17 protein-coding genes are annotated in these 16,162 nt (G+C 63.1%); 13 read left to right on the top strand and 4 right to left on the bottom strand.

Annotation, left to right across the window (positions count from 1 at the left end):
- From VGO12_RS04320 to VGO12_RS04275, 10 genes are all read left to right on the top strand, one after another.
- Positions 1–685, top strand: a 685-nt coding sequence (locus tag VGO12_RS04320) for a sugar ABC transporter permease (RefSeq protein ID WP_327494825.1), incomplete at its 5' end; no start/stop codon positions are given.
- Complete coding sequence (locus tag VGO12_RS04315) at positions 685–1,551, top strand: carbohydrate ABC transporter permease (protein WP_043619379.1); 867 nt, start codon at positions 685–687, stop codon at positions 1,549–1,551. The genes VGO12_RS04320 and VGO12_RS04315, both read left to right, overlap by 1 nt.
- A gap of 6 nt (positions 1,552–1,557) precedes the next feature.
- Positions 1,558–2,655 carry a sn-glycerol-3-phosphate ABC transporter ATP-binding protein UgpC gene (locus VGO12_RS04310; protein WP_327511484.1) on the top strand — a complete coding sequence of 366 codons (1,098 nt, stop codon included), beginning with the start codon at positions 1,558–1,560 and terminating at the stop codon, positions 2,653–2,655.
- A gap of 1 nt (position 2,656) precedes the next feature.
- The gene (locus VGO12_RS04305; RefSeq protein ID WP_327511483.1) at positions 2,657–3,769 is read left to right on the top strand and encodes a mandelate racemase/muconate lactonizing enzyme family protein; all 1,113 of its coding nucleotides are present in this window, start codon (positions 2,657–2,659) and stop codon (positions 3,767–3,769) included.
- 11 nt (positions 3,770–3,780) lie between these two features.
- Positions 3,781–4,131: an L-rhamnose mutarotase gene (locus VGO12_RS04300; RefSeq protein ID WP_327511482.1), complete on the top strand. Its 351-nt coding sequence runs from the start codon at positions 3,781–3,783 to the stop codon at positions 4,129–4,131.
- The gene (locus VGO12_RS04295) at positions 4,124–5,203 is read left to right on the top strand and encodes a Gfo/Idh/MocA family oxidoreductase (protein ID WP_327511481.1); all 1,080 of its coding nucleotides are present in this window, start codon (positions 4,124–4,126) and stop codon (positions 5,201–5,203) included. Before VGO12_RS04300 ends, VGO12_RS04295 begins: the two co-directional genes overlap by 8 nt.
- Before the next feature lies 1 nt (position 5,204).
- Positions 5,205–5,651 carry a MaoC/PaaZ C-terminal domain-containing protein gene (locus VGO12_RS04290; protein ID WP_327511480.1) on the top strand — a complete coding sequence of 149 codons (447 nt, stop codon included), beginning with the start codon at positions 5,205–5,207 and terminating at the stop codon, positions 5,649–5,651.
- 10 nt (positions 5,652–5,661) lie between these two features.
- Positions 5,662–6,396 carry an SDR family oxidoreductase gene (locus tag VGO12_RS04285; RefSeq protein WP_327511479.1) on the top strand — a complete coding sequence of 245 codons (735 nt, stop codon included), beginning with the start codon at positions 5,662–5,664 and terminating at the stop codon, positions 6,394–6,396.
- A gap of 23 nt (positions 6,397–6,419) precedes the next feature.
- Complete coding sequence (locus VGO12_RS04280) at positions 6,420–7,265, top strand: fumarylacetoacetate hydrolase family protein (RefSeq protein WP_327511478.1); 846 nt, start codon at positions 6,420–6,422, stop codon at positions 7,263–7,265.
- Positions 7,266–7,286: 21 nt separating this feature from the next.
- On the top strand, positions 7,287–8,564 hold the full coding sequence (locus VGO12_RS04275; RefSeq protein ID WP_327511477.1) for an L-fuconate dehydratase: 1,278 nt from the start codon (positions 7,287–7,289) through the stop codon (positions 8,562–8,564).
- A 69-nt stretch (positions 8,565–8,633) separates the two neighbouring features.
- On the opposite strand, the gene VGO12_RS04270 is transcribed toward VGO12_RS04275, so the two are convergent.
- From VGO12_RS04270 to VGO12_RS04255, 4 genes are all read right to left on the bottom strand, one after another.
- Positions 8,634–9,524 carry an aldose 1-epimerase gene (locus VGO12_RS04270; protein WP_327511476.1) on the bottom strand — a complete coding sequence of 297 codons (891 nt, stop codon included), beginning with the start codon at positions 9,522–9,524 and terminating at the stop codon, positions 8,634–8,636.
- Positions 9,525–9,528: 4 nt separating this feature from the next.
- Positions 9,529–10,479, bottom strand: a complete 951-nt coding sequence (gene araH / locus VGO12_RS04265; protein ID WP_327511475.1) for an L-arabinose ABC transporter permease AraH — start codon at positions 10,477–10,479, stop codon at positions 9,529–9,531.
- Positions 10,476–11,990 carry an L-arabinose ABC transporter ATP-binding protein AraG gene (araG, locus tag VGO12_RS04260; RefSeq protein WP_327511474.1) on the bottom strand — a complete coding sequence of 505 codons (1,515 nt, stop codon included), beginning with the start codon at positions 11,988–11,990 and terminating at the stop codon, positions 10,476–10,478. The genes araH and araG overlap by 4 nt, the downstream gene beginning before the upstream one ends.
- A 175-nt stretch (positions 11,991–12,165) precedes the next feature.
- On the bottom strand, positions 12,166–13,149 hold the full coding sequence (locus VGO12_RS04255) for an arabinose ABC transporter substrate-binding protein (RefSeq protein WP_327511473.1): 984 nt from the start codon (positions 13,147–13,149) through the stop codon (positions 12,166–12,168).
- Between the two features lie 187 nt (positions 13,150–13,336).
- On the opposite strand from VGO12_RS04255, the gene VGO12_RS04250 reads away from it, so the two are divergent.
- From VGO12_RS04250 to VGO12_RS04240, 3 genes are read left to right on the top strand one after another with little or no spacing between them, the layout of a single operon-like run.
- On the top strand, positions 13,337–14,101 hold the full coding sequence (locus tag VGO12_RS04250; RefSeq protein WP_414650672.1) for a FadR/GntR family transcriptional regulator: 765 nt from the start codon (positions 13,337–13,339) through the stop codon (positions 14,099–14,101).
- Positions 14,102–14,156: 55 nt separating this feature from the next.
- Entirely contained in the window at positions 14,157–15,305 is a 1,149-nt protein-coding gene (dgoD, locus tag VGO12_RS04245; protein ID WP_327511472.1) for a galactonate dehydratase, read from the top strand.
- A gap of 11 nt (positions 15,306–15,316) precedes the next feature.
- The gene (locus VGO12_RS04240; RefSeq protein ID WP_327511471.1) at positions 15,317–16,093 is read left to right on the top strand and encodes an SDR family oxidoreductase; all 777 of its coding nucleotides are present in this window, start codon (positions 15,317–15,319) and stop codon (positions 16,091–16,093) included.
- Positions 16,094–16,162: the final 69 nt, after the last annotated feature.

Genomic DNA, 16,162 nt, shown 5'->3' with positions numbered 1-16,162 from the left:
CACCGTGCTGTTGCTGACGGTGGCGCTCAACGCCGAGATGCTGCTCGGCCTCGGGCTGGCGCTGCTCGTCAACAAGGCGACCCATGGCCAGCGCCTGCTGCGCACCATGATGATGTTTCCGATGATGTTTTCGCCGGTGCTGGTCGGCTTCCAGTTCAAGTTCCTGTTCAACGACAATATCGGCTTCGTCAACAATGCGCTGCAGTCGCTGGGGCTGACCGATCAGGCGATCCCCTGGCTGATCGACGGCAATCTCGCGCTTCTGTCGATCATCATCGCCGAAGTCTGGTCGTCGACCGCTGTCTTTGCGATCCTGATCCTTGCCGGCCTGCTCGCCATGCCGAAGGACCCCGTGGAAGCCGCTCATGTCGACGGCTGCACGCCGTGGCAGACCTTCCGCTACGTCACCTGGCCTTACCTCATGCCGTTCGCCTTCATCGCCATGACGATCCGTTCGCTCGACGTGGCGCGGGCCTATGACATCGTCAAGATCATGACCGATGGCGGACCTGCCAAGCGCACCGAACTGCTCTGGACGCTCGTCGGCCGCACGGCTTACGCCGACGCCCGCATGGGGCTCGCCAACGCCATGGCCTATGTCGCGATCCTGCTTTCGATCGTCTTCACCGTCTATTTCTTCCGCAAGCTCGCCGCGGCGCGCCAGCAGATCGGAGCCGAGTGGTAATGGATATCAACGCTTCGCACCGCCTGCGCCGCCGCCTGCTGAAGACGGTGCACCTGATCGGCCTGTTTCTCGCCATGGCCGTGATCTGCCTGCCGGGTCTCTGGATCGTGCTATCGTCGCTGCGTCCGACCGTCGAGATCATGGCGAAGCCCCCGGTCTGGATCCCCGAGAGCATCTCGCTCGATGCCTATCGCGCCATGTTTTCAGGCGCAGGGCAGGGCGGCGTTCCCGTCTGGGACTATTTCCGCAATTCGCTGATCATCTCGGTGACCTCGACGGTGATCGCGCTTGCGATCGGCATGGCCGGCGGCTACGCCTTCGCCCGCTATCGCTTCAAGGCAAAGTCGGCGATCTTCCTCGGCTTCATGCTCACGCGGGCCGTGCCCGGCATCGCCTTGTCGCTGCCGCTCTTCATGCTCTATGCCCGCACCGGGATCATCGATACGCATTTCTCGCTGATCCTGACCTATGTGGCGCTCAACGTGCCCTTCACCATCTGGCTGATCGACGGCTTCTTCCGCCAGGTGCCGAAGGATCTAGCAGAGGCCGCCCAGATCGACGGCTGCACGCCGTGGCAGGCGTTCTGGCAGGTGGAGTTTCCGCTCGCCGGTCCCGGCATCGCATCCGCCGGCATCTTCGCGTTCCTCACCTCCTGGAACGAGTACGCGCTCGCCTCGCAGATCACCCGCTCGGTCAATTCCAAGACCCTGCCGGTCGGGCTTCTCGACTACACCGCCGAATTCACCATCGACTGGCGCGGCATGTGTGCGCTCGCCGTCGTGATGATCATCCCGGCGCTGACCCTTACCTTCATCATTCAGAAGCACCTCGTTTCGGGCCTCACCTTCGGCGCGGTGAAAGGATAATCGTTCATGGCTCCTGTCACCCTCAGGAAACTGGTCAAGCGCTACGGCGCGCTCGAGGTCGTCCACGGCATTGACCTCGAAGTTAAGGACCGCGAGTTCATTGCGCTCGTCGGCCCGTCCGGCTGCGGCAAGTCGACGACGCTGCGCATGATCGCCGGCCTCGAGGACGTCAGCGACGGCGCGATCGAGATCGGCGGCCGCAAGGTCAACGACCTGCCGCCGCGGGCCCGCAACATCTCGATGGTCTTCCAGTCCTACGCGCTCTATCCGCACATGACGGTCGCCGAGAACATGGGCTTCTCGCTGAAGATCGCCGGACGCTCGGCAGACGAGATCAAGACGCGGGTCGACGAGGCTGCTGCCATCCTCGATCTCGGCCATCTGCTCGAACGCCGGCCGTCGCAGCTCTCCGGCGGCCAGCGCCAGCGCGTCGCCATGGGCCGTGCGATCGTGCGCCAGCCGGACGTGTTCCTCTTCGATGAGCCGTTGTCGAACCTCGACGCCAAGCTCAGGACGCAGGTGCGCACCGAGATCAAGAAGTTGCACGCCCGCATGCAGGCGACGATGATCTACGTCACCCACGACCAGGTCGAGGCGATGACGCTGTCCGATCGCATCGTCATCATGCGCGACGGTTACATCGAGCAGGTCGGCACGCCGGAAGAGGTGTTCCAGCGCCCGGCCACCAAATTCGTCGCCGGCTTTATCGGCTCGCCGCCGATGAACATGGACGAGGTGATCGTCGACAATGGCGGACTGGTCTTTGCCAGTGGCGCGCGCCTGCCGATCCCGCCGCGCTTCAAGAGCGCGTTGCGTCCCGGCCAGAAGGTCACCTTCGGCCTCAGGCCCGACGACATCTATCCGAGCGGCCACGGCCTGCACGCCGGCGATCCGGCGGCCGTGCACGAGGTCGAATTGCCCGTCTCAATCACCGAACCGCTCGGCAACGAGACGCTCGTCTTCATCCAGTTCAACGGCCGCGACTGGGTCTCACGCATGCTCAATCCGCGTCCGCTTGGCCCGGGCGAAAAAGTGCGCATGAGCTTCGACCTCTCGCGCGCCCATCTCTTCGACATCGATAGCGGCAAGGCTCTGGAAGGCTGACATGGCAAGAATTGAGAAAATCGAACTGCGCATGGTCGACCTGCCGCCGAAGGTAAAGCGGACCGACGCGATCCAGAGCTTCGTCAGCCAGGAAACGCCCATCGTCACGATCACCGATAGCGACGGCGCGACCGGCACGGGCTACAGCTACACGATCGGCACCGGCGGTTCCTCGGTGATGCGGCTTCTTTCCGATCACCTCGTCCCGATCTTGATTGGCGAGGATGCCGATTGCATCGAGGCGATCTGGCACAAGATGGAGTTCGCCACCCACGCAACGACCATCGGCGCGATCACCGCGCTGGCGCTTGCCGCCGTCGACACCGCCCTCTGGGACCTGCGCGCCAGAAAGCAGAAGCTGCCGCTCTGGAAGCTCGCCGGCGGCGCCAAGGACAGTTGCCCGCTCTACACCACCGAGGGCGGCTGGCTGCATATCGAGAAGGAGGCGCTGGTCGAAGATGCGCTTGCCGCCAAGGCCAAGGGCTTTTCCGGCTCGAAGGTGAAGATCGGCAAGCCGCACGGCTCGGAGGACTACGATCGCCTGTCGGCGATGCGCAAGGCACTCGGCGACGGCTTCGAGATCATGACCGACTGCAACCAGGGTTTTACCGTCGACGAGGCGATCCGCCGGGCGTCGCGGCTGAAGGAGCTGGATCTCGCCTGGATCGAGGAGCCGCTGCCGGCCGACGATCTTGATGGCCATATCCGGCTGACACGCTCGACGCCGACGCCGATCGCGGTCGGCGAATCCATGTACTCGATCCGCCATTTCCGCGAATACATGCAGAAGGGCGCCTGCTCGATCGTCCAGGTCGACGTTGCCCGCATCGGCGGCATCACGCCCTGGCTGAAGGTGGCGCATGCGGCGGAAGCCTTTGATATCCCGGTCTGCCCGCACTTCCTGATGGAACTGCATGTCAGCCTCGTCTGCGCCGTGCCGAACGGCAAATATGTCGAGTACATTCCGCAACTCGACGATCTCACGACCAAAGGCATGGAGATCAAGAACGGTCGCGCATTGGCGCCGTCCGAGCCGGGCATCGGGATTTCCTGGAACTGGGATGCGGTGAAAGCGCGCTCGATCGGCGAATTCACCCGCGAGTTTCGCGGCTAAGGGAGGCCATCATGCAGCGGATGGGAATGGTGATCGGCCTCGAAGCGTCGAAGGTGGCGGAATACAAGGCCTTGCATGCCGCCGTCTGGCCGGAGATCCTTGCACTGATCTCGGAATGCAACGTCACCAACTATTCGATCTTCCTGAGGGAGCCGGAAAACCTGCTGTTCGGCTATTGGGAGTATGTCGGCTCCGACTTCGAAGCGGACATGGCAAAAATGGCCGCGCATCCGAAGAACCAGGAATGGTGGTCGGTCTGCATGCCCTGCCAGAAGCCGCTTCAAACGCGGAAGCAAGGCGAGTGGTGGGCGATGATGGAAGAGGTCTTCCATCACCACGGGAAGGTATTCCGTCATGACTGAGACTCTTGATCCCGCAGCGCTCAGGCAATGGTGGCCGAAGCCAAGCATGCCACGCCCGATCGTGATTTTCGGCGCCGGCAGCATCGTTGGCGACGCGCATCTGCCGGCGTACCGCAAGGCGGGCTTCCCGGTCGCCGGGATTTATGACCCGGATCACGCCAAGGCATCGCAGCTTGCCGAAAGCTGGGGCATCCACGCCTATCGCACCGAAGACGAAGCCCTTGCGGTCAAGGATGCCATCTTCGACCTTGCAACACCGCCGAGCGCCCATGCGGCGATCCTTGGCCGGTTGCCGGTGGGTTCTGCAGCGCTGATCCAGAAGCCGATGGGGTCGGACCTCGCAGCCGCGACCGAAATTCTGGAGATCTGCCGGGCGCGCAAGCTCAAGGCTGCCGTCAACTTCCAGCTTCGCTTCGCGCCGATGATGCTGGCGCTGAAGGATGCCATCGCCAGGGGGTACCTCGGCGAAGTCGTCGATTTCGACGCCTGGCTGGCGCTTGCTACCCCGTGGGGACTGTGGCCGTTCCTCAAAGGGTTGCCACGCATCGAGATCGCCATGCATTCGATCCACTATCTCGACCTCGTCCGCGGTCTGCTCGGCAACCCCCAGGGCGTGCATGCAAAGACGATCGGTTATCCGAACCATGACGTCGCCCAGACCCGTACGGCAGCCATCCTCGACTATGGCGATCGCGTGCGCTGCGCGCTTTCCGTCAATCACGACCACGATTTCGGCCGCAAGTTCCAGGCCTGCGAATTCCGCATCTCCGGCACTGCGGGTGCTGCCTATGTCAAGCTTGGCGTCAACCTCGACTATCCCCACGGCGAGCCGGACGAACTCTGGATACGGCCGGCCGGCGGCGACGACTGGGTTGAGGTGCCACTTCAGGGCGCGTGGTTCCCGGACGCCTTTCTCAACCGCATGGCCAACCTGCAGCGCTTTGCGACCGGCGAGGACGAGGAATTGATCGGCTCGGTCGAAGATGCCTGGCAGACCATGGCGCTCGTCGAGGCAGCCTATCAATCGAGTGCCGCGCCGGCAACGGCGATCGCAGCGCTTCCGGGACAGTAAGATGAGCGAACAGACGATCCACTTCGAAGACTATGAACTCGGGCATGTCCGGCAGACCACGGGGCGCACGATCACCGAGACCGACTTCGTCGTTCATGCCGGCCACACCGGCGATTTCTTTCCGCACCACATGGACGCGGAATTTGCCAAGACCTTGCCGGGTGGCCAGCGCATCGCCCATGGCACCATGATCTTTTCGATCGGCGTCGGTCTCACCGCATCGCTGATCAATCCGGTTGCGTTTTCCTACGGCTATGATCGTCTGCGCTTCGTGCGTCCCGTTCATATCGGCGATACGATCCGCACCCGCGTGACGATCTCGGCCAAGGAGGACGATCCGAAGCGGCCGAAGGCGGGGCGTGTCGTCGAACGGTTAGAAGTCATCAACCAGCGTGGCGAGGTCGTTCTCGCCGCCGACCATATCCTGGTCGTCGAACGCAAAGCATGAGGGATCGAGAATGACAGCGGATCTTAAAGGCAAGGTCGTCCTGATTACGGCAGCCGCTCAAGGAATCGGCCGCGCCACGGCGCTTGCCTTCGTCAAGTCCGGAGCCAAGGTGCATGCGACCGACATCAACGTCGACGCGCTTGCAGCGCTCGCCAAGGAAGCCGACGTCGAAACGCACCGGCTCGACGTTCTCGACACACAAGCGGTCGAAGCGCTCGTCAAAGAGATCGGCGCCGTCGATATCCTCTTCAACTGCGCCGGCTTCGTCCATGCCGGCTCGATCCTGGAGATGAAGGACAGCGATCTCGAATTCGCCCTCGACCTCAACGTCAAGGCGATGATCCGCACCATCCGCGCCGTGCTTCCGGGCATGCTTGCCCGCAAGGATGGGACAATCATCAACATGGCTTCGGTCGCCTCGAGCATCAAGGGCGTGCCAAACCGCTTTGCCTATGGCGTCACCAAAGCCGCCGTCATCGGTCTCACAAAGGCCGTTGCAGCCGATTATGTGTCACAGGGCGTTCGCTGCAATGCCATCTGCCCCGGTACGGTCGAGAGCCCGTCCCTGCAGGATCGCATGCGCGCCCAGGGCGATTATGAAACGGCGCGGGCAGCCTTCATCGCCCGCCAGCCGATGGGGCGCCTCGGCACGCCGGAGGAGATTGCGGACCTTGCCGTTCATCTCGCCGGCGCCACCTATACGACCGGCCAGGCCTATGCCATCGATGGCGGCTGGACCATCTGACAACACAAGCAGGAAAAAGATCCATGAAACTCCTTCGTTACGGCCTCCCGGGTCACGAAAAGCCTGGCATCCTCGATGCAGACGGCACCTTGCGCGATCTCTCGGGCCATGTCGCCGATCTCTCCGGCGCAGCGCTTGACCCCGACAAGCTCGCCGAGTTGAAAGCGCTTGACCTTGCCGGTCTGCCCGTTGTCGACGGTAACCAGCGGCTCGGTCCCTGCGTTGCCGGTACCGGCAAGTTCATCTGCATCGGCCTCAACTACTCCGACCACGCGGCCGAAACCGGCGCCAAGGTTCCGTCCGAACCCATCATCTTCATGAAGGCGACATCGGCGATCGTCGGTCCGAACGACGACCTGATCATTCCGCGCGGCTCGGAAAAGACCGACTGGGAAGTCGAACTCGGCGTCGTCATCGGCCGCAAGGCGAAGTATGTCACAGAAGCCGAAGCCCTCGACTATGTCGCCGGCTACTGCGTCGTGCATGATGTTTCAGAGCGCGCCTTCCAGATCGAGCGCCAGGGCCAGTGGACCAAGGGCAAGTCCTGCGACACGTTCGGCCCGACCGGTCCGTGGCTCGTGACCAAGGACGAGGTTGCCGATCCGCAGAACCTGCCGATGTGGCTGAAGGTCAATGGCGAGACGATGCAGAACGGCTCGTCGAAGACCATGGTCTATGGCGTCGCCCATCTCGTTTCGTACCTGTCGCAGTTCATGTCGCTGCAGCCGGGCGACATCATCTCCACCGGCACGCCTCCGGGCGTCGGCATGGGCATGAAGCCGCCGCGTTACCTCAAGGCCGGCGACGTCGTCGAACTCGGCATCGAGGGCCTCGGCAGCCAGAAGCAGTCCGTTCGCGCGGACGATTGATACAGACCGACTGGAGTGACCATGACCCGCATCACTGACCTGCGCGTCTTCGACCTGCGCTTCCCCACTTCGCAGAGCCTTGACGGTTCCGACGCGATGAACCCGGACCCGGATTACTCCGCGGCCTATGTCATTCTCGACACCGACAAGGACGGCATCGCGGGTCATGGTCTCACCTTCACCATCGGCCGCGGCAACGACATCTGCTGCATGGCAATCAAGGCGATGCGGCACCTGATCGTCGGCCAGGATACGGCCGACATCCTCGCTCATCCCGGCCGCTTCTGGCGGCATCTGACGAGCGACAGCCAGTTGCGCTGGATCGGTCCGGAAAAGGGGGCGATGCATCTGGCAACCGGCGCCGTGGTCAACGCCGTCTGGGATCTGCTTGCGAAGGAAGCGGGCAAGTCCGTCTGGCGGCTCGTCGCCGAGATGACGCCGGAAGAGATCGCCGACATCGTCGACTATCGCTACATGACTGACGTGCTGACGCGTGACGAAGCAGTCGCGATCCTCAAGAAGGCCGAGCCCGGCAAGGCTGCGCGCATCGCGACGCTCAAGAAGGAAGGCTATGCCTGCTATACGACGTCGGCCGGCTGGCTCGGCTATGACGACGAGAAGCTCAGACGCCTTGCCCAGGAGGCAATCGACGAGGGCTTCAACCACATCAAGATGAAAGTCGGCCGCGATCTTGCCGACGATATCCGGCGCCTGACGATCGCGCGCGAGGTCATCGGGCCGGACCGCTACCTCATGATCGACGCCAACCAGGTCTGGGAGGTTGGCGAAGCGATCGACTGGGTCAAGCAGCTTGCCTTTGCCAAGCCCTTCTTCATCGAGGAGCCGACAAGCCCCGACGATGTCGCCGGTCACCGCAAGATCCGCCAGGCGATCGGACCGGTAAAGGTCGCGACCGGCGAGATGTGCCAGAACCGCATCATGTTCAAGCAGTTCATCGCCGAAGGCGCGATCGATATCGTCCAGATCGACAGTTGCCGCATGGGTGGTCTGAACGAGGTGCTGGCGGTGCTGCTCGTCGCTGCCAAGTACGGACTTCCCGTTTGGCCGCATGCCGGTGGAGTCGGTCTTTGCGAATATGTCCAGCATCTTTCGATGATCGATTACATCGCCGTTTCCGGCACCAAGGATGGGCGCGTGATCGAATATGTCGACCATCTGCACGAACACTTCATCGATCCATGCGTGATCGAGAACGCCGCCTACATGCCGCCGGAACGGCCAGGGTTCTCGATCGAGATGAAGCCGCATTCGATCGCCGACTACACGTTCGGCGGCTAGCGCGAGGGTTTCGATAGCCGGCAAACAATTTCCGCTGCGGTGCGCGTCCCGAAGGGCCTGCGCGCCGCCTTACCCTGTCGCGCCCGACGCCTCGACCCGCAGCACGATCGTGCCCTTCAGGCTTTCGTCGGGTTCCAGCCGCACAAGGCCGCCGCCTTGTTGAAGGTGGTGCGCGTTCGGACGATGGGTCATGGGTTCGAAGCAGAAATGGCCGGCGTCAGCGGAAGGGGAGTAGAGGACGAAGTGACGGAAGGGCTCGTCCGCTTTCAGTGAAACGCACAGGTCGTCCTCCGGCCACTCGACGCTCATCATCCCGTCCCATTGGTCGAAGGCATTGTTGAGCCAGCGCTCGGGCAATGTCGCGCCGATCGAAAAGTCCAGGTCTGCAGGAATTGGGCTTGCGGTCTCTGGAAGATGGTTCTCCCGCTCGGTCCAGTATCGTGCCGCACGGGCAAAGAGGCGCATTTGCTCCGTGCGCGGAAAATAGGGGTGGAAACCGAGGCCGTAGGGCAGGGGCCGGGAAGCGCGGTTGGTCACGGCGAGCGAAAGGCTGAGGCGGTTGTCGTCGATGGTGATTGCCTGCACGGTCTCATAGGCAAAAGGCGTGGCGACACTGGCCTCCTGCCGGTGATGGAGCACAAGCGACCGCTGGTTCCTGTTGCCGATCGTCCAGCGGTTGAGCCAGCCGTCGCCGTGCAGAACCAGCGGATCGTGCGTGTTGGGCGCGAGGCAGCAGTCATCGCCTTCGAACTGGAAACGGTTGTCTTCGATCCTGTTGCCGAAGGGGACGAGCGGAAAACAGGCCTCGGCCCCCAGCAGCTGCGAGGCGAGGCCCGGGGTCGGCGTCGGGGCAAGAAAGGGCTTGCCCTGCCAGTGCGCAGACAGGATGGCGCCGCCAATCGGGCTCACCTCGACGGTGAGCCCTTCGTCATTCTTAAGCAGGAGGATGTCGTCGGCCATGTCGCTAGCTGCGGCGGCCGGCCGCGGCCGAGCGCAGGTTGTCGAGAAGTACGGCGAGCAGCAGGATCAGGCCGCGCACCACATATTGGTAGAAAGCCTGGATGTTGAGCAGGTTCATGACGTTCTCGGCAATGCCCATGATCAGCACGCCGACAATCACCCCGGTCATGGCCGCCCGGCCGCCGGCAAGCGAGACGCCGCCGAGCACGCAGGCCGAGATGACCGAGAGTTCGAGACCCGTTGCCGCGTTCGGCTGGCCGGAGGTGATGCGTGAGGCGAGAAGCACGCCCGCAACGGCGCAGACGAGCCCCTGCAGCGCGAAGATCCAGATGCGCATGTTTGCGACATTGACACCGGCGAGACGCGATGCCTCGGGGTTGCCTCCAATCGCCAGCGTGTTCTTGCCGAAGACGGTGCGGTTCAAGATGAAGCCGAAGACGAGGAAGAAGAAGCCCATCACCCAGATCGGCGTCGGGATGCCCAAGAACTTCGACAGTGCCAGCTGGTAGAAACCGGGATCGTTGATGCCGACGGCGCGACCATCGGACGCAATCAGGGCGAAGCCGCGCACGATCTGCATGGTAGCGAGCGTCGTGATCAGCGCGTTGATGCGGAAATGGGCGATGACCACGCCGTTGATGAGGCCGACGATACCGCCGCAAAGGAGTGCTGCGGCAAGCCCGAGCAGGATGGAGCCCGACGCGTTCGAAGCCATGACCGCAATCATGCCCGAAAAGGCGACGGTGGAACCGACCGAGAGGTCGAAATCCCTGGAGGCGAGGCAGAACATCATCGTGCAGGCGACGATGCCGATGGTGACGACCGATTGCAGCAGGCCGAGCATGTTTCGCTCGGTGAGGAAGTTCGGGACGGTCAGCGACACGATGGCGAAGGCAACGGCGAAGATGACGACGAGACCCTGTTCGCCGAGTAGGAGTTTTTTCAAGGAAGTCATGACGGCTGAGCCTCGTCGGCTGGAACATCGGGAAGGGCGGCGGTGAGGATGCGGCGCTCGTCGAAGTCGGCGCGCGCAATATCGGCAGCGATACGGCCCTGGCACATCACGAGGATGCGGTCGGTAATGCCCATCACTTCGGGCAGTTCGCTGGAGATGACGACGATCGCCATGCCTTGCGCCGCGAGCTCGTACAGGATTTCGTAGATCTCCGATTTGGCGCCGACGTCGATGCCGCGCGTCGGTTCGTCGATGATCAGCACCTTCACCCCCTGTTCGGACAGCCAGCGGCCAAGAATGACCTTCTGCTGGTTGCCGCCGGAGAGATTGATGATGTCCTGCCGGCGCGAGGGCGTGCGCACCCTGAGCTTGGCGATAAAGCGATCGGCCAGCTCTGCCTCCTTCTTCAGGTTGAGGAGGCCGAAGGGCGAGAAGTGCCGGCGCGATGAGATCGCCATGTTCTCCTCGATGCTCCGCCCCTGCACGATGCCGTCGAACTTGCGGTCTTCGGGGCACAGCACCATGCCGGCGCGGATGGAATGCGGCGGGCTGTCGGCCTGCACGATCGTGCCGTCGATCGTCACTGTTCCGCGCTGGCGTCTGTCTGCGCCGTAGACGAGCCGGGTCATCTCGCTGCGGCCGGCGCCGATCAGGCCGAAGAAGCCGAGGATCTCGCCGCGACGGACGGAAAAGCTCAAGGGGGTTTTCAGTTTCGGCCCGCAGACCGTTTCGACGCGAAGCCGCTCGGTTCCGAGGTCGCGGGCGCGCCAGCCCCAGATATTGGAGATCTCGCGCCCGACCATCTCGGCGATGATCTGGTCGCGCGTCACTCTGGAAATATCGGGGTGATGGGCGGCAAGCCTGCCGTCGCGCAATACCGTCAGGCTGTCGCAAAGCCGGAAGATCTCGTCGAGACGGTGAGACACGTAGAGGATCACCGTGCCGCGCGCACGCAGGCGTTCGATCAGGGCAAACAGGATTTCGCTTTCGCGCGACGACAGCGACGACGTCGGTTCGTCGAGCGCGATCACCCGCGCATCAAGCATCACCGCCTTGGCGATCTCGACCATCTGGCGCTCGCCGATCGACAGCGATGCGATCTTGGCGGACGGATCGACGTCGATGCCGATTTCGGCGAGCTTCTCGCCGACGACACGGATCAACTGGCGGCGGTCGATCACGCCGCCCTTGCCTGGAAAGTGGCCGAGCCAGAGGTTTTCGGCGACCGTCAGCTCCGGCACGAGCTGCAGTTCCTGGTGGATGACGATGACGCCCGCACGAAAGGCGTCGCGCACGGAGCGATAGCTCTGGGTCTCGCCGTCGATCAGGATTTCGCCGTCGTCGCCAGTCTGGTCGCCCGACAATAAACGGATCAGCGTCGACTTGCCGGCGCCATTTTCGCCCATGAGGCCGTGGACAGCACCTTTGCGAACGGAAAACGAGACATCCGACAGCGCCTGGACACCCGGATAGCCCTTCGAGATGGAACGGAATTCAAGAAAGTCTTGCATGCGCGGCTCCGAAACGGAACGCCCGGCGGCCAAACCGCCGGGCCGATAGAGCGGGATGAGGAAAAGTGTGTGCGGTTTTCCGCCCGCATCCCGCTCTAAACGACCAGAATCGATCACGTTTCTTGTTTGGGTCGGTCCGACCCAAACAATCGTGATCTTGTCTCGCGAACCGCGATTACTCGATGCCGAGGTCCTTGCGGACCGCTTCGTAGTTGTCGCGCAGCGCCAGTTGGCCCGCGGTAAGCGTCAGCTTTTCCGGTTCCTTGCCGTTGGCGATCCACTCATACATGTTGAGCGCGGTCTCGTAGCCGTGGCGCTTCGGCGAGATGATGACCGTGCCGAAGAAGCCGGTGGCCGAAGGCTTCTTGAACTCGTTGATCGCCGAATCCGCGCCGCCGATGCCGACTCCGATCATGCTGTCGGCGGGGATGCCGACCGTTTCGGTGGCGCGCACGGCGCCGAGTACCGCTTCGTCGTTGAGGCCGATCGCGACCCACTTCTTGATGCTGGCATTCTTGTTGAGCACGATCGTCGAGGCGTTGAGTGCGGCCTCGGTGTCGGTTTTTGCCTGCGGAGCGTCGAAGATGTTGGCTTCCGCAAAGCCGCTGGCCTTGAGCACGGAAAGGGCGCCTTCGACGCGGTCGACGGCCGTCGGCAACTGATCGTAGGAAACGCGGATCACACCGACGTCCTTCGGGTCCCAGCCGCGCTTCTTGACCTGGTCGGAGATCGCCTGGCCGACGGCCTCGCCGATCTTGGTCGCCGAGATGCCCATATGCGGCACGTCTTCGATCGGGCTGCCATCGGCATTGACCAGCCTGTCGTCGACGGTCATCAGCTTGAGGTCGTTGGCGGCTGCCTTGGCGACGATGCCGGGGCCGAGCTTGACGTCAGGCGTGCAGACGATGAAGCCCTGTGCACCCTGGGCGCCGAGATTGTCGATCGCCGACTGGACCTTCTCGCCGTCTTCTGCGCCGATCTTGACGAGGGTGAAGCCTTTTTCCTTGGCGGCGACGTCGGCGAACTTCCATTCGTCCTGGAACCACGGCTCTTCCGGCTGCTTGACGATGAAGCCGATCTTGACGTCGGCGGCGAAGGCCGAAGTGGCTGCAAACACGGCGACGGTGCCAGCCAGAATGGCTGCCTTGATAAAGCGCATGATCTCTCTCCCTGGTGAACTGCCTCCTGCAGTCCGCATTTGTGTATGATGAATCATCATATTCGTCAATTGCCTTTGTATGATGAATGAGATAGTGATGTCTTACGATAGCGCGACTGGCCGCGTTGTCGCGATCCGGCGTCTGCGCTATGGAGCGGCAGGGAGCCAGGAGCGGGAGGAGATGCCGGTGGAAGAACAGCAGCAGCGAAGCGGTGTGGAAGAGCGCGCCCAGCGGCGGCCACGTGTGCAGAAAAACGTGACACGCGCCATCGCCTCGGACATCTGCGCCGACATCTTCCCGGTCGGCTCTTTCCTGCCGCGCGAAAACGACCTTTGCGAACGCTACGGCGTCAGCCGCACCGTGATCCGCGAAACGCTGAAGGTGCTGGAATCGAAGGGCATGGTGCGTGGCCGCTCCCGGGTCGGCACGATCGTGTGCAACAAAGACGAATGGAACATCTTGGATTCACAGGTGCTCGACTGGATCGGCGAGCGCATCTTTGAGTTCGACCTCCTGAATTGCATCCTTGAAGCGCGCCGGGCGATCGAACCGGCTGCGGCGGAGTTTGCGGCCGAACGCGCCACTGTCCAGGAAATCGCCGATCTCGAGCGCGCCTGGCAGGCGATGCGCGACGGCGAACGTGACCTCATCGGTTTCACCGACGCCGACGTCGCCTTTCATACCTGCCTGCTCAAAGCCAGCCACAACCAGGTCTTTCTCCAGCTTGTCGGCATCATCCAGGCGGCGCTGAAGTTCTCGCTGCATGCCTCCAACGAGGTCGCCGTTCGCCGCGACGAAGCCGTCGACATCCATGGTGAACTGGTTGAGGCGCTGCGCCTGCGTGACAAGGCGCGGGCGCGCGACTGTTCCATGCGCATGCTGGATCTGGCGGCTCGCGACCTCAAGCTCGCCGTCGAACGTCACCGGCCCGCCGCCCCGACGGCGCGCTGAAACCAGTCCCCCGGCGGCTGTCGCCGCCTCGTTCCACCCAGCGGATATCGCACCCATGAAGATCACCAAGCTCACCACCTACATCGTCCCGCCGCGCTGGCTGTTTTTGAAGATCGAAACGGACGAGGGGATCGTCGGCTGGGGCGAGCCGGTCGTCGAAGGCCGGGCCCTGACCGTCGAGGCTGCGGTCAACGAGCTCTCGGACTATCTGGTCGGCAAGGATCCGCTGCTGATCGAAGACCACTGGCAGGTTATGTATCGTGGCGGTTTCTATCGCGGCGGCGCCGTTCACATGTCGGCGATCGCCGGCATCGACCAGGCGCTCTGGGACATCAAGGGCAAGGCCTATGGCCAACCGATCCACGCCCTTCTCGGCGGTCAGGTGCGTGACCGCATCAAGGTCTATTCCTGGATCGGCGGCGACCGCCCCTCCGACGTCGCCAACAATGCGCGCGACGTGGTCGCCCGCGGCTTCCAGGCGATCAAGCTCAACGGCTGCGAGGAGATGCAGATCGTCGACACCTGGGAAAAGGTGGAGAAAGCGGTCGAGACCATCGCGACGATCCGCGAGGCGATCGGTCCGCATATCGGCATCGGCGTCGATTTCCACGGTCGCGTGCACCGGCCGATGGCCAAGGTGCTCGCCAGGGAATTGCAGCCCTTCAACCTGATGTTCATCGAAGAGCCGGTGCTTTCGGAAAACCGCGAGGCACTGAAGGAAATCGCCAACCATTGCTCGACGCCGATCGCGCTTGGTGAGCGCCTCTATTCGCGCTGGGACTTCAAGTCGGTGCTGTCGGACGGCTATGTCGATATCCTGCAGCCGGACCTCTCGCATGCCGGCGGCATCACCGAGTGCCGCAAGATCGCGGCGATGGCCGAGGCTTACGACGTGGCGCTGGCGCCGCATTGCCCGCTCGGACCGATCGCGCTTGCCGCCTGCCTGCAGGTCGACGCCGTCAGCTACAACGCCTTCATCCAGGAGCAGAGCCTCGGCATCCACTACAACGAGGCCAACGACATTCTCGACTACATCTCGAACAAGGAAGTGTTCCACTATGCGGATGGATTCGTGTCGATCCCGCAAGGGCCTGGCCTCGGCATCGAGGTGGATGAGCAATATGTCATCGAACGCGCCAAAGAGGGCCACCGCTGGCGCAATCCGATCTGGCGCCACGCCGACGGCAGCGTCGCCGAGTGGTAGGGAGCACTGAGATGGCGGGTCGTCTCGATGGGAAGCGCGTCGTTATCACGGGCGCGGCACAGGGCATCGGCCTTGCCATTGCCTGGGAGTTCCTGGGGGAAGGGGCGAGCCTCTTCCTCATCGATCGCGACGGTGATCTGATCGCGGCTGAGGCCGAGCGGCTACGGGCGGCGGGCGGAACGGTCGGCTACGCCACAGCGGACATCGCCGATGCGGACGCCATCGGCCGGGCCGTTGCCACGGCCGCACGCGAGATCGGCCAGCCGAATGCGCTGGTCAACAATGCCGGCGTCAACGTGTTCTTCGAGCCTCTCGACGTCTCCGATGCCGACTGGCAGCGTTGCTTCGACATCAACCTCAAGGGGGCGTGGAACTGCAGCAAGGCGGTGCTGCCGGGCATGATCGCAGCTGGCGGCGGCGTCATCCTCAACATCGCCTCGACCCACGCCTTCACCATCATTCCGCACACCTTTCCCTATCCCGTCGCCAAGCATGCGCTTCTCGGCATGACCAAGTCGCTCGGTCTCGAATATGCGGGGCAGGGCGTGCGGGTGAATGCGCTGGCGCCGGGCTACGTGCGGACGCAAAAGGTCGTCGACTACTGGAATTCATTTGCCGATCCGGTCGCGGCCGAGGCGGCCACCATGAAGCTTCACCCCGGCGGGCGCATCGCGACACCGCAGGAGATCGCCAAGGCGGCGCTGTTCATGATCTCCGACGAATGCCCCTTCATGAACGCCACCTGCCTGACGGTCGATGGCGGCATGAGCGTGTTGCACCATCCCTGAATGCCGATCGTCATTCCCGGGGCCGGATCATGACGTGGCCAGAGCATCCTGTTTTCAAGTGGAGGCAGG

It is taken from the genome of Ensifer sp. (assembly GCF_035999135.1).
Lineage (GTDB): Bacteria > Pseudomonadota > Alphaproteobacteria > Rhizobiales > Rhizobiaceae > Ensifer.
This window is presented reverse-complemented; position numbering and strand designations above follow the sequence as displayed.